The sequence below is a fragment of the Streptomyces sp. NPDC041200 genome (assembly GCF_055591805.1).
The window spans coordinates 1-13,191 of sequence record NZ_JBVIZF010000081.1; the positions used below are offsets into that span (position 1 = coordinate 1).

At 70.4% G+C, this 13,191-nt stretch carries 12 protein-coding genes; 10 read left to right on the forward strand and 2 right to left on the reverse strand.

The window, feature by feature from the left end:
- The first annotated feature begins 140 nt into the window (after positions 1-140).
- The 5 genes from ACZ6CL_RS41985 (at position 141) to ACZ6CL_RS42005 (ending at position 4,667) form a co-directional block, all read left to right on the forward strand.
- Positions 141-1,034 carry a 3-hydroxyacyl-CoA dehydrogenase family protein gene (locus ACZ6CL_RS41985; RefSeq protein ID WP_468946611.1) on the forward strand — a complete coding sequence of 298 codons (894 nt, stop codon included), beginning with the start codon at positions 141-143 and terminating at the stop codon, positions 1,032-1,034.
- Positions 1,031-1,318, forward strand: coding sequence for an acyl carrier protein (locus ACZ6CL_RS41990; protein WP_468946613.1), 288 nt, complete (start codon positions 1,031-1,033; stop codon positions 1,316-1,318). The genes ACZ6CL_RS41985 and ACZ6CL_RS41990 overlap by 4 nt, the downstream gene beginning before the upstream one ends.
- Positions 1,311-2,420 carry an acyl-CoA dehydrogenase family protein gene (locus tag ACZ6CL_RS41995; protein ID WP_468946616.1) on the forward strand — a complete coding sequence of 370 codons (1,110 nt, stop codon included), beginning with the start codon at positions 1,311-1,313 and terminating at the stop codon, positions 2,418-2,420. The genes ACZ6CL_RS41990 and ACZ6CL_RS41995 overlap by 8 nt, the downstream gene beginning before the upstream one ends.
- Positions 2,417-3,535 carry an HAD-IIIC family phosphatase gene (locus ACZ6CL_RS42000; protein WP_468946619.1) on the forward strand — a complete coding sequence of 373 codons (1,119 nt, stop codon included), beginning with the start codon at positions 2,417-2,419 and terminating at the stop codon, positions 3,533-3,535. The genes ACZ6CL_RS41995 and ACZ6CL_RS42000 overlap by 4 nt, the downstream gene beginning before the upstream one ends.
- Before the next feature lie 319 nt (positions 3,536-3,854).
- Entirely contained in the window at positions 3,855-4,667 is an 813-nt protein-coding gene (locus tag ACZ6CL_RS42005) for an AfsR/SARP family transcriptional regulator (RefSeq protein WP_468946621.1), read from the forward strand.
- Here ACZ6CL_RS42005 and ACZ6CL_RS42010 read toward each other — a convergent pair.
- Positions 4,664-5,041, reverse strand: coding sequence for a hypothetical protein (locus ACZ6CL_RS42010; protein WP_468946623.1), 378 nt, complete (start codon positions 5,039-5,041; stop codon positions 4,664-4,666). The genes ACZ6CL_RS42005 and ACZ6CL_RS42010 overlap by 4 nt on opposite strands.
- A gap of 106 nt (positions 5,042-5,147) precedes the next feature.
- Here ACZ6CL_RS42010 and sigJ point away from each other — a divergent pair, with 106 nt between their 5' ends.
- From sigJ to uriT, 3 genes are all read left to right on the forward strand, one after another.
- On the forward strand, positions 5,148-6,038 hold the full coding sequence (gene sigJ, locus ACZ6CL_RS42015; RefSeq protein ID WP_468946626.1) for an RNA polymerase sigma factor SigJ: 891 nt from the start codon (positions 5,148-5,150) through the stop codon (positions 6,036-6,038).
- A gap of 189 nt (positions 6,039-6,227) precedes the next feature.
- Positions 6,228-7,172: a uridine-preferring nucleoside hydrolase UriH gene (gene uriH / locus ACZ6CL_RS42020; protein ID WP_468946629.1), complete on the forward strand. Its 945-nt coding sequence runs from the start codon at positions 6,228-6,230 to the stop codon at positions 7,170-7,172.
- Positions 7,169-8,629 (forward strand): uridine transporter UriT, encoded by a 1,461-nt coding sequence (gene uriT / locus ACZ6CL_RS42025; RefSeq protein WP_468946632.1) that lies wholly within the window; start codon positions 7,169-7,171, stop codon positions 8,627-8,629. Before uriH ends, uriT begins: the two co-directional genes overlap by 4 nt.
- Positions 8,630-8,645: 16 nt before the next feature.
- Here uriT and ACZ6CL_RS42030 read toward each other — a convergent pair whose 3' ends face one another.
- Entirely contained in the window at positions 8,646-9,425 is a 780-nt protein-coding gene (locus ACZ6CL_RS42030; protein ID WP_468946635.1) for an alpha/beta fold hydrolase, read from the reverse strand.
- Positions 9,426-9,620: 195 nt separating this feature from the next.
- Here ACZ6CL_RS42030 and ACZ6CL_RS42035 point away from each other — a divergent pair, with 195 nt between their 5' ends.
- Positions 9,621-10,601, forward strand: a complete 981-nt coding sequence (locus tag ACZ6CL_RS42035) for a formylglycine-generating enzyme family protein (RefSeq protein ID WP_468946638.1) — start codon at positions 9,621-9,623, stop codon at positions 10,599-10,601.
- Between the two features lie 155 nt (positions 10,602-10,756).
- Positions 10,757-13,024: an arylsulfatase gene (locus ACZ6CL_RS42040; protein ID WP_468946640.1), complete on the forward strand. Its 2,268-nt coding sequence runs from the start codon at positions 10,757-10,759 to the stop codon at positions 13,022-13,024.
- Positions 13,025-13,191 lie beyond the last annotated feature (167 nt).

The following is a 13,191-nucleotide window of genomic DNA, read 5'->3' on the forward strand; positions in this document are numbered from 1 at the left end:
GCCCGATCGGCAAATACCGGCACTGGGCGCAGCAGTTCTACACGCAGCCCACGGACGGCCTCGTGGCACCACGGCCTTCCCGGAACGAGGTGAGCCGCCCGGAGGTGTGACCGCCGGGCCGGGACCGAAAGAGAGGCGACATGGCAGCGGAGTACGGTACGCCCGGCACCGGGCAGCGACTGGCGGTGCTCGGAGCGGGGGTGATGGGGACGGGCATCGCCGCGCTGGCGGTCGGGCACGGTGTCGCGGTGTCGCTGATCGACCTGGACCGGCGGCGGCTGGACGAGGCCCCGGCGAGCATCGGCCACCAGGTGCGGATGGCGCGGCTGATGGGCGCGCTGCCGGACGGGGCCGTCCCCGGCGCCCTCGTCACCGGGCTGTCGCTCGCCGACCTGGTGACGGCCGGTGACGCGGCGCCCACCGCCGTGGTCGAGGCGGTCACCGAGGACGCCGACAGCAAGGCGAAGGTCCTCGCGGAGGTGTCCGAGCTGGTCGCGCCGGGCACCCCGGTCATCTCCAACACGTCGTCGATTCCCATCGACGAACTGGCCCGGATGACGGCACGGCCCATGGATCTGATCGGCACCCACTTCATGAATCCGCCTTATCTGATCCGGACGGTCGAGGTCATCCGGGGCACCCACACCGGCGAAGCCACCCTGGAGGCGGTGCGGGAACTGCTCGCCGTGCTGGGCCGGGAGCCGATCGTGGTCGACGACGCGCCCGGTTTCGTCACCAGCCGGATCCTCCACCCCATGATCAACGACGCGGTCCGGGTGGTGGCGGCGGGCACCGCGAGCGCCGAGTCGGTCGACCGGCTCATGCAGGGATGCCTGGGCCACCCGACGGGCCCGCTGCGCACCGCCGACCTCATCGGGCTGGACAACCTGGTCGACTCGCTGTGGGTGCTGCACAGCCGGACCGGCGACGAAGGGTGCCGCCCCAGCGACCTGCTGCTGGAGATGGTGCGGGCCGGCCATCTCGGCCGCAAGAGCGGGCGCGGCTTCTACGACTACGAGGGAGAGCAGACATGACGACGTCATCCGACCCCATCGGCGCCTCCGGCACGGTCCAGAGGGACCTGCTGGGATTCCTGGCGAAGCGTACGGGGAAGACCTGGGCGACCGATTCGGACGTCTTCGGTTCCGGCGGGTTGTCCTCGCTCTTCGCCATGGAGCTGGTGGTGCACCTGGAGAGGACGTACGACATCGCCATCCGCGGCGCCGACCTGCGGATGGAGAACTTCCGCACCGTACGGGGGATGGCCGCGCTGGTCGAACGGCTCCGGCAGCCCGGCCCCGGCGGCTCCGGTGCGTGAAGCCGTCGCCTCGGCGGCCTCGGCGGTCACCGAGCTGGTCGGCGACCGGGCCTCCGGCTGGGACCGGGCGGGGCGGCTGCCCGAGGACGTGGTGCGGAAGCTCGGTGCGGCCGGGCAGCTCGCGGTCCAGCTCCCGGTGGCGTACGGCGGGTTGGGGTGGAGCAGCGCGGAGAGCGGGGAGTTCACCGCGCACGTCGGCAGCCTGTGCGGCTCGCTGCGGAGCGTCATGACCTCGCAGGGCATGGCCGCGTGGATGGTCGAACGGCTCGGTGACCCGGCGCAAGCGGCGGCGTTGTTACCGCGGCTGACCTCGGGCGACACGGCGGCGGTGGCCTTCAGCGAACCGCAGGCGGGCAGCGACCTGTCGGCCATCGCGACCACCGCCACCGTCGACGGGGACACCGTGGTGCTGAGCGGGCGCAAGAAGTGGGTGACCGCAGCCGACTACGCCGATCTCCTCCTGGTCGTCGCCCGGATGGAGGAGGGAGGCGCCGTGGTGGTGGTGCCACGGACCGCCCCCGGGGTCCGGGTGCGGCCGGTGACCGATCCGCTGGGCTGCCGGGCGGCAGGGCACGCGGACGTCCGGCTCGACGAGGTGCGGCTGCCGCTCGACAGCGTGCTGGGCGGCGGGCGGCAGCCGCTGTCCCTGCTCGTGACGACGGCCCTGGCCTACGGCCGGATCTCCGTCGCCTGGGGGTGTGTCGGCATCCTGCGGGCCTGTGTGGCGGCGGCCGCCGAACACGCCGGATCCCGGCACCAGTTCGGCCGTCCGCTGGGGGAGCACCAGCTCGTCGCCCGGCACCTGGCCGATCTGTGGGCCGCCGAGCAGGTCGCCACCCGGGCCTGCGAGTACGCCAGTCGCTGCTGGGACGACAACACCGCCGACCTGGCCACCGCCGTCGTGCTGGCGAAGTACGTCAGCGCCCAGCACGCGGCCACGGGGGCGGCGGCCGCGGTCCAGGTGCTCGCGTCGGCCGGGGCGCAGGACGGTCATGTCGTCGCGCGGGCGTACCGCGACGCCAAGCTCATGGAGATCATCGAGGGCAGCAACGAGGTGTGCCAGCTGATCCTGGCCGACGCCGCCACAAGGAGCCGCACATGAGCGACCCCGCCCCAAAGACCCCGCCCACGACCGTCAAGTGCCTGGTCTGGGATCTCGACAACACGCTCTGGCAGGGCACGCTGCTGGAGGACGAGGACGTCGTCCTGTCCGACGCGATCCGCGAGGTGATCACCGGCCTGGACGCGCGGGGCATCCTCCAGTCGGTGTGCAGCCGTAACGACCACGACCTCGCCCGGGCGCGGCTGGAGGCGCTCGGCGTCGCCGACTACTTCGTCGTGCCGGAGATCGGCTGGGGGCGCAAGTCGGACGCGGTACGCCGGATCACCGAGCGGTTGAACTTCGCTCCCGGCACCATCGCCTTCATCGACGACCAGCCGGCCGAGCGGGCCGAGGTCGCCTACCACCTCCCGGACGTGCGCTGCTATCCGGCGGAGGACGCCGCGACGCTGCTCGATCTGCCCGAGTTCACCCCGAGGTCGGTGACCGTCGACTCGCGACAACGCCGCACGATGTACCAGGCCGGATTCCGGCGCACGGACGAGCAGGCCCGGTTCACCGGCTCGGACGAGGACTTCCTCCGCTCGCTGGACATGGTGATGCGCATCGGGCGCGCCACGGAGGACGAGCTGTCGCGGGTCGAGGAACTGACCCTGCGCACCAGCCAGATGAACGCGACCGGGGTGCATTACCCGGACGAGGCGCTGCGTGCGCTCCTCACCGACCCCCGCCACGAGGTCCTGGTCACGACGCTGACCGACCGCTTCGGGCCGCACGGTGCCGTGGGGGTGGTGCTGCTCGAGAAGCACCCGGAGGCGTGGCACCTCAAGCTGCTCGCCACCTCGTGCCGTGTGGTGGCGTTCGGCGCCGGAACGATCATCCTGAACTGGCTCGTCGATCAGGCCGCCCGGGCCGGTGTCCATCTGCTGGCGGACTTCCGCGCCACCGACCGCAACCGGATGATGGAGGTCGCCTACCGGTTCGCCGGTTTCGACGAGCGGCCCTGCGACTGCCGGGGCCCGGTCCCGGGGAGTTCCGGTGAGGACGTCCAACTGCTGCACCTCGCCGCCGAGCGCCGGGACGCCCCCACCACGGCCCGGCTGATCGCTTGCGACCTCACCGACCGGGCACCGGCCGACGCGGGACTCCCGGATTGAACGCGAAATTACATTCCATCAGAAACTAAGTGACGTTGGTCTCGTTTGCCGAGATGGCGCGCGGGGCACCGGAGTTCGCTCCCTGGCGATAGGGCCTGGGTCGTCCGTAAACATAATCTAGGGATTTCCGGGCCCGCCCGGCACCATTGTGGGAGGAGGGGAGGCGAAGTTACGGTACTGGAGTCATTACATTGCCCGGCCGGGAAGAGCATTGTGGTCGGCGGCAATGGCGGAAATGGCTTCGAGAAAGGCATGTCCATTGCACGTGAAGGTGTTAGGGCCCGTGCAGTTGATGTCCGGCAGCGGAACTCTCATACGGGTGGAGACGCGTAAACGGCGGGCACTGCTTTCCCTCCTGGCGCTGGACGCGAACCGGGTCGTATCCATGGAACGGCTGGTGAACGTGCTCTGGGAGGGAGCCCCTCCCAAGCACGCCCGCACCGTCGTGCACGGCCACATATCCGCGCTCAGACAGGCGCTCGGCCCCCGCGCGTCCATTGAGACGTGTTCTCCCGGATATGCGCTCACCATCGAAGCGGACCAAGTGGACGCGCACCGGTTCACGCGTCTGGTGGACGCCGCCTCCGAGCGCCGGACCCAGGATATCGACGCCGTCGTCCTGTTACGTGAGGCCCTGGCGTTATGGCGCGGACAGATACTGACCGACCTGGCGGGCTGCGGCTCCTGGCACGACCTGGCCATTCCCTGGGAGGACGCGCGCCTGAACGCGCTGGAAGCGCTGGCCGAGCGGTTACGGCACACCGGGCGGCCAGCGGAGGCCGTGGCGGGCCTGCGGAACGCCCTGGGCCAGCATCCGCTGCGCGAGACGCTGGCAGCGCAGTTGATGGCCTGTCTGCATGGGGCAGGGCGGCAGGTCGAAGCCCTGGACGTGTACGACTCCGTACGACGGCGCCTGGCGGATGAACTGGGGCTCTACCCGGGCCCCGAACTCCGTCAGGCGCATGCCGCGTTGCTGAGGCAGGACACCACGGGCCCGTCGCGGGGGCGTGCGGAAGCCGACTGGGCCCGGCACGCCGACCCGCGCTCTGACCGCTGCTGCCATGTGTCCTGCCGCCAGCCGAGCCAAGCGGCCGCGCAGGGGCAGAGCGGTTCGCAAGCCGCCGCGTTCTAGCGGCGTCGGGCCAGCGCCAGCACACTCAGGCCGAACATCAGGACCCCCAGGGGCAGATGGACCGACGGGACGTGCGCGATGCCGAGCACGACCTGGACCGAGGCGAGTGCGAGGAATTTCGACGCGTGCCAGACGGGCCGGGGCGAGCCACCGCCCGGCTTCCACGCCAGCACCGCCGCGAGCACGTACAGCATCGACGCCCCGTACATCACGCGGGCTCCGACGCTGTGCAGCGTCTCGCCGTAGGACGCCGTCAGCAGCAGTCCGGCGGACACCGCCTGAAGGAAGATGGTCAGGGTCTGCAGGGCGATCGCGATCCGCAGGAACGAAAAGTCGCGCCGTGGGTGTGCCGTCGCCGTCAGCTGAGTGGCCATGTCGCCGTCTCCCTTTTCCGCCCTCGCTCGGGCAGTGGATCGATAAGGTCTCACCAGCCCGACGACGCGGGCCTGCGAAAGGTAAGGCGAGGGGGCGGCCGGAACCATGGGAACTGTCGGGACCAGCACGGATGAGATTGCCGGGGCGCGACGTCAACTCATCAATGTCGCTTACCGGTTGCTCGGTTCGCTGACCGAGGCCGAGGACGCCGTACAGGACGCCTACACCCGCTGGTACGGGCTGCCACGAAGCCGACAGGAGGAGGTCTCGGCGCCCGGCGCCTGGCTGACGACGGTGACCAGCCGCATCTGCCTGGACCTGCTCGGCTCGGCGCGGGCCCGCCGCGAACGGTACGTCGGGGCGTGGCTGCCCGAGCCGCTGCCCGACCGCGCCGAGTGGAACCCCGCGGACCCCGCCGACCAGATCGTCCTGGACGAGTCGGTGGCCATGGCCTTCCTCGTCGTCCTGGAGTCGATGACGCCCGCCGAGCGGGTGGCGTTCGTCCTGCACGACGTCTTCCGTTACCCGTTCGCCGAGATCGCCGACGTCCTCGGCCGGACCTCCGCGGCCTGCAAGCAACTGGCGGCCAGCGCCCGGCGGCGGGTGAGCGCCGCGCACGCTCCGGCGACGGCGGCCGGCCAGGCCGACGTGGTGCGGCACGTCAAGGAGGCGTGGGAGACCAAGGACATCGCGGCCCTCGTCACTCTCCTCAACCCGGCCGCCGTGATGACCGCCGACGGCGGCGGCCTGGTCGGCACCGTCCTGCGCCCGGTCGAGGGCGGCGCGCGCATCGCCCAGTACATGATCGCCATCGCCGACAAGGCCCCGGGGCTCGAACTCCTGGAGCGCTCGGTCAACGGCGCGCCGGGCCTGGTGGCCCAGCGCGCCGGTGTGGTCATGACCGTAGCCTCGTTCGGCATCTCCCACGGGTGCGTCACCCGGATCTGGGCGATCCGCAACCCCGAAAAGCTACGGCCGTGGGCAGGCGTGGTGTGACGGGCGCGCCCCCGCTCGTTCCGCCACGTCGGCCGCGTCCGTCGTCCCAGGTGGCGGGTGAAAGGCGGCGGAGGCTATCGCGTTACGGTGTGGAGCTGACAGTCAGGGGTGAGGGCCTCGTGTCATGCAGCAAGCGGCCGAGCGTTCGTCTTCGGGCTTCGGCGTTCAACACGATTCAAGAGGGAACCAGTGCGAAAGATCATCCTTGACTGCGACCCGGGGCACGACGACGCGATCGCCATGCTCCTGGCGCACGGCAACCCCGACGTCGAGCTGGTCGCGGTCACCACCGTCGTCGGGAACCAGACGCTGGAGAAGGTCACCCGCAACGCCCTCTCGGTCGCCCGCATCGCGAACATCACCGGCGTCCCCTTCGCCGCGGGCTGTCCCCGCCCGCTGGTGCGGACCGTCGAGACCGCTCCCGGGATCCACGGCGAGAGCGGTATCGACGGCCCCGCGATGCCCGAGCCCACCCTGTCCCTGGACCCTCGCCACGCCGTCGACCTCATCATCGACACCGTGATGGCTCATGAGCCCGGTGAGATCACCATCGTTCCCACCGCGGGCCTGACCAACATCGCCCTGGCCGTGCGCAAGGAGCCCCGTATCGCCCAGCGCGTGCGCGAGATCGTCCTGATGGGCGGCGGGTACCACACGGGCAACTGGAGCCCGGTCGCGGAGTTCAACATCAAGATCGACCCCGAGGCCGCCCATATCGTCTTCAACGAGAGCTGGCCGGTCACCATGGTCGGGCTCGACCTCACCCACCAGGCCCTCGCCACTTTGGAGGTCACCGACCGCATCGCCCGGGTCGGCACCGCCCCCGCCACCTTCGTCAACGAGCTGCTGGACTTCTTCGGCACCATGTACCTCAAGGAACAGGGCTTCGATCACCCCCCGGTGCACGACCCGTGCGCCGTCGCGTACGTCATCGACCCCACCGTCATGACGGTCCGCAAGGCCCCCGTGGACGTCGAACTCACCGGCACCCTCACGCTCGGCATGACCGTCACCGACCTCCGCGCACCCGCGCCCGACGACTGCCACACCCAGGTCGCGGTCACCCTCGACCACCAGCGCTTCTGGGACCTGATTGTGGACGCCCTCGAGCGGATCGGTGACGTACGCGCATGAAGACCCCCTCCACCGACCCGGCCCTCGCCCCGGCGCCCGCACCAGGCGGCACGGGCCCCGTCCGGATCTGGGTCCTGGTCACCGCGCTCCTGACGGCCTGCTTCGCCTTCCAGCTCAACGCGAGCATGCTCAGCCCCGCGCTGAAGAACATCGAGGACTCCCTCGGAGCGACCTCGGCCGAAGTCGGCCTGACCCAGACCGCGTTCTTCACCTCGGCGGCCCTCTTCTCGCTCTTCCTGCCTCGCCTGGGCGACCTCATCGGCCGACGCCGGGTCCTGGCCGGAATGCTGGCGCTCATGGTCGTCGGCTGTGTGATGGCCGCGCTCGCCCAGAGCGTCCCCGTGCTCTTCGCGGGCCGCGTCATCCAAGGCGTGTCCGGACCCACCGTGCCGCTCTGCCTGATCATGCTGCGCAACGAAGTCCACGAACCGAAGAAGTACGGCACCCTCCTCGGCGTCATCACCGCCGTCAACGGAGGTATCGCCGGAGTCGACTCCCTCGCGGGCGGATACCTCGCCGACCACCACGGATTCCCGGCCATCTTCTGGACCATGGCCGCCGTCGCCGCACTCGCCACCGTCCTGGTAGCCACCCTCACCCCCGAGTCGGTCGCCACCGGGAACGGCGATACCGAAAGCCGCATGGACTGGCCCGGAGTCGCCCTCCTGGTCGTCTCGGTCGGAGCGGCCCTGATCGCCCTGAACGAGGCAGGGAAGCTCGGCGGCGCCAACTGGCCGCTCGTCGCCGCCCTGTTCGCCGTCACCGCCATCGCGTTCGCCCTGTTCTGGCGCACCGAGGGCCGCAGCAGCCACCCCCTGGTCGCCACCCACCACCTCAGGCAGCGCTCCACCTGGGCCCTGCTGCTGACCACCGTGCTCACCATGACCGGCGTGTTCGCCGTCATGAACGGCATGGTCCCCGCCTTCGCCCAGGACACCCGGACCGGTTTCGGCATGACCGCCGAACAGTCCGCCTGGTGGACCCTGATCCCGTACGCGCTCGCGGGCCTGGCCATGGGCCCGCTCGCCGGCCGCCTCGCCGCCACCCACGGCTACGGCCGCATCCTGCGCCTCGGCCTCATCGGCTCGGCCGCCACCCTCGCCCTGATGCTCCTCACCCTCCACGCCGACTCCCGCCCGCTCCTCCTGGCGGCGTCGGTCCTCATCGGCATCACCTACGCGGGCGTGGGCAACATCGTCCTCAACGGTCTCGGCATCGTCCTGTCCCCGAAGGAGAACCCCGGCTTCCTGCCGGGCCTGAACGCGGGCGCCTTCAACCTCGGCGCGGGCCTCAGCTTCGCCCTCGTCTACGCCGCGCAGACCGCCGCCCAGCCCGCGGACAAGACGTCCACCACCGGCTACGGCGCGGGCATCATCACGGGAGCCGTGCTCATCGCCGCCGCCTTCGTGACGTCCTTCCTGATTCCCAAGCCGGTGGCGGCGGAAGCGACGGACTGACACCCCGCGCCTGACGTCAGTCCTGCCCTCGGCCGGTCAGCGCGGCCGAGGTGGCGCGGGCGAAGGCATCCGGGTTGTCCAGCATGATGTTGTGGCCACAGTCCGGGACCGGGACGACGGCCACCCCCGCCGCGGCGAGCGCGTCCGCGCCGGGGAGCGGGCCGTCGGCCTCGGGCAGCAGATAGGCGCGCGGAATCTTCAGGTCCAGCAGGAGTTCGCGCATGGTGGGGACGGTGCCGCGGGTGAGGTTGACCGCGCTGCGGTGCAGGCCCACACGGCCCGCGAGGCGCATGGTGGACCACCAGTGGGGGCCGACCCGGTCGCGGACCTCCTCCCAGCCACCAGCCAGGAACTCCGCCTCGGAGTACGCGGCGATGCCGCTGCTGCCACCGGTGCCGGACACGCGCGGAAGCGGGTCGAGGTTGGCGTCCACCAGCACCAGGCCCGAGACCAGATGGGGGTGGCGGGCGGCCAGGACGATGGCCACCGAGCCGCCCATGCTGTGGGCGATCACCTCCGCACCGGTGATCCCCGCGGCCCCCAGCGCCTCGGCGAGGGTGTCGGCGTGCGCCTCCAGGGTGTAGCCGAAGCTCGTCGGGCGGTCGCTGATGCCATGACCGAGCAGGTCGATCAGCAGCGAACGGTGCCCGGCCAGCAGCGGGTGAAGGGCGATCTCGGCGAAGTAGGCGGGCGACGTGGCGCCCAGACCGTGGACGTAGACGCGGGTGGGTTCCCGTCCCGGCAGCTCGACCCAGCGGATCTGGTCACCCTCGGTCGTCACAGCGGCGTTACGCACAGTCCGGCTCCCCTGTCATCACATCGGTAGAGAGATGAGGGTAAACGCCGGAAGCCGAGGCCATGCCAGCTTTCGCGTGATCTCTCCCCGCATGACGAGCCCCCTCCCCGCACGGGCGTGGGGCCTCCATCGTCCCTGATCCGCGGCACGCCGTACGCTCGGGCTCACGGAACAGCGGCCGCGGTCGGAGGAACGATGTCAGGCGCGTGTTGCGCCCCCTCCTCAGGGGGCGACGAGGAGATCCCCGAGCCGTCCGGCGTGGCCGTCCGGGCCCCGGAGCGGGACCGGGCGCAGTGGTTGCGCGCCATGCCGCGCATCCCCGGAGGCACGTATCTGATGGGCGGCGAGGACGCCGACGCGTTTCCCGAGGACGGGGAGGGCCCGGTCCGGGCGGTGCGGCTGTCGCCGTTCCTCATCGACGCCACGGCCGTCACCAACCGGCAGTTCGCGGCGTTCGTGCGCAGTAGCGGCTACCGGACCGACGCCGAGCGCCACGGCTGGTCCTTCGTGTTCTACGCGGCCGTCCACCCCGGCGCCCGGCGCATGGTGCGCGACGGCACGGTGGCGCAGGCGCCCTGGTGGCTCGGGGTCGACGGGGCGTGCTGGCGGGCCCCCTACGGGCCGGGGTCGTCATGGACCGAGCTGTCGAACCACCCCGTCGTCCACGTCTCCTGGCGTGACGCGTCCGCCTACGCGGCATGGGCGGGCAAGCGCCTGCCCACGGAGGCGGAGTGGGAGATGGCGGCGCGCGGCGGTCTGGAACGCTCCCGCTTCCCCTGGGGGAATGAGCTGCAGCCCCGGGGACAGCACCGCTGCAACATCTGGCAGGGACAGTTCCCGCAGGTCAACACAGGTGAGGACGGATACCTGGGGACCGCGCCGGTCAAGTCCTTCCGAGCCAACAACTTCGGCCTGTACAACACCTCGGGCAACGTGTGGGAGTGGTGTTCCGACTGGTGGAGCACCACCTGGCACGCGGCCGACCGCCCGGAGACCCGCGAGGACCCGGCCGGGCCTCCCGCCGGGGAGGCGAAGGTGATCCGCGGCGGCTCCTACCTGTGCCACGCGTCGTACTGCAACCGCTACCGCGTCGCCGCGCGCACCTCCAACACACCCGACAGCAGCACCGGACACATGGGGTTCCGCTGCGCGGCTGACCTGCCCCGAAGCCGCTGAGGACGCGGTGGTGAGCCGCTGACGACCCGCTGAGGAGCTGCTGAGGACCCGCCATCGCGGGCCGGTCGCGGTGGTTGACACAGGCAACGGGAGCGGGTGAGACTGACGCCCAGATTACTGGTAATACCAGTTAACCCTGACTCGGAGCGTCCTGGATGACCAACGTCTCCCCGCATCCGCCGTCGGCGAGCGGGACCTTCCAAGGCAAGATCGGCACCACCTACGAGGAGTCGACTCCGTGGTGGCCCGAACAGCAGGCGCCCCCCGAGGACACGCCCAATGTCGTGGTCATCGTGCTCGACGACGTCGGCTTCTCCGACCTCGGCTGCTTCGGCTCGGACATCGACACCCCGGCCATGGACGCCCTCGCCACCGGCGGCCTCCGCTACGCGAACTTCCACACCACCACGCTGTGTTCGCCGACCCGCGCCTCCCTGCTGACCGGCCGGAACCACCACTCGGTCGGCATGCGCATGCTGTCCAACTTCGACACCGGCTTCCCCAGCGGCCGCGGACGGATCACCACGGCCGCCGCGACCATGCCCGAGGTGCTGCGCGACAACGGCTTCAACACCATGGCCGTGGGCAAGTGGCACCTGGCGCCGATGGAGCAGACCACCCCGTCCGGGCCGTACACGCAGTGGCCGCTGTCCCGCGGGTTCGAGCGCTACTACGGATTCCTGGAAGCCGAGACGGACAGCTTCTATCCGGAGCTGTTCTACGACAACCACGCCGTGGACCCGCCGAAGACCCCGGAAGAGGGCTACCACCTCAGTGAGGACCTGGTCGACCGGGCGATCGACTTCGTGCGCGACCAGACGTCGGTCACTCCGGAGAAGCCCTTCTTCCTGTACCTGGCGCTCGGCGCGGCCCACGCCCCGCACCAGGCTCCACAGGAGTACCTGGAGAAGTACCGGGGGCGGTTCGACCACGGCTGGGACGCCGAGCGCGCCACCCGCCACGCCCGCCAGATCGAACGCGGCATCCTGCCACCCGGCACCGAACTGGCGCCGCGCAACCCCGGGGTCGTTCCGTTCGACGAGCTGTCGGACGACGAGAAGAAGCTGTCCGTACGCCTCCAGGAGGCGTACGCGGCGATGGTCGACCACACCGACCACCACATCGGCCGGCTCATGGAGTTCCTGGAGCGGATAGGGCAGATGGAGAACACCATCACCATCCTGCTCTCGGACAACGGGGCCAGTCAGGAAGGCGGGCAGAAGGGTTCACTCAACCCCACCGCGTTCCAGAACGGCATCTCCGAGGACTTCGAGGAGATGGTCGCGCGGATCGATGACATCGGCACCGAACGCGCGCACGCCAACTATCCCTGGGGCTGGGCGCAGGCGGGCAACACGCCGTTCAAGCGCTACAAGCAGAACACCCACGAAGGTGGCGTCCGCTGCCCGCTCATCGTGAACTGGCCCCGGGGGCTGCCGCGCACCGGCGAGGTCAGGCAGCAGTTCCACCACGTCAACGACATCGCCCCGACGCTCTACGACGTGCTCGGTGTGCGGGCCCCCGAGGTGTACAACGGCATCCCGCAACTGCCGATCCACGGTGTCAGCATGGCGTACACCTTCGGCTCGCCGACCGCGCCCACGCGCAAGGAAGCCCAGTACTTCGAGATGTTCGGGCACCGCGCTATCTGGCACGACGGCTGGAAGGCCGTCTCCTTCCACCAGCGCGGCACGTCCTTCGACGACGACAAGTGGGAGCTGTACCACCACGACACCGACTTCTCGGAGTGCAACGACCTGGCGCGGACGCGGCCCGAGCAGCTGCAGAAGATGATCGCCCGCTTCTGGGTGGAGGCGGGGAAGTACGATGTGCTGCCGCTGGACGACCAGGGGTTCGCCTACCGGGCGAAGATCCCGCGTCCCGGCTCGCCGCGCAGGCGCACCACCTTCACCTACTACCCCGGCATGGCCCATCTGCCCATCGCCGCGGTGCCACCGGTGATGAACCGCGCGCACCGCATCACCGCGTACGTGGACCGGGCCACCGCGTCCGACGAGGGTGTCCTGGTGTCCCTGGGCAACATCAGCAGCGGATACGTGCTGTACGTCAAGGACAACCGGCTGGTGTACGAGTACAACTTCCTCGGCACCCGGTACACGGTGACCTCCGAGGAAGAACTCCCGACCGGACCGGCGGAGCTGGCCTTCGAATTCGTCAAGACCGGTGATATGCGGGGCGTCGGACACCTGTATGTGTCGGGAAGGCCGGCCGGCACCGCGGACATTCCGCGGGTCCTCCCGCACTTCCTGGGATGGCAGGGCCTCGACGTCGGCCGGGACACCCTGTCGCCGTCGTCACCCGGCTACGAGGGCGAGTTCGCGTTCACCGGGGGGTTCGAGAAGGTCGTCTTCACGGTCGCGCCGGACGAAGAGGGCACGGAGCCCTTCGAGCGCATCGACTGATACGAAACCTCAAGGCCCCTCTTCCGGGATGAACCACCCGGAGGAGGGGCCTTGCGTGTGCCCGGTGCCCGTCAGCTGGGCGGTGTGAAGCGCCCGTCGATCGCCGTCCAGCCTCCGTCCACGAACAGCTGGCTCCCCGTGACGAACGACGACGCGTCCGACGCGAG